The sequence below is a fragment of the Legionella quateirensis genome (assembly GCF_001467955.1).
Lineage (GTDB): Bacteria > Pseudomonadota > Gammaproteobacteria > Legionellales > Legionellaceae > Legionella > Legionella quateirensis.
The window spans coordinates 1-225 of sequence record NZ_LNYR01000029.1 but is presented as its reverse complement, the minus strand read 5'-3'; the positions used below and the strand labels follow the sequence as shown (position 1 = coordinate 225).

The window sequence follows — 225 nt, the reverse complement described above, 5'->3', positions numbered from 1 at the left end:
AGTGATGGTATGGCCTGCGTTTTCAAAGGTATCATTATTATTCACATCATAAGTAGCCACCGTGTCTTCATTCAGGGTTAGGGCATCGTTGGCAATATCCACGACTGGATTGACTGTAATGGCAATGTTGTCCGTATCGCTTAAGGTGCCGTCACTGGTGACTACCGTCAAGCTGTCAGGACCATTGTAATCAGCAACAGGGGTGTAAGATAAACCATCCAAAGC

The 225-nt window shown here is 45.8% G+C and carries 1 protein-coding gene; it reads right to left on the bottom strand.

Going from position 1 to position 225, the window contains the following annotated elements; all coding sequences use genetic code 11:
* A partial coding sequence (locus tag Lqua_RS18355; protein WP_193787179.1) for a hypothetical protein occupies positions 1-225 on the bottom strand: 225 nt, incomplete at both ends.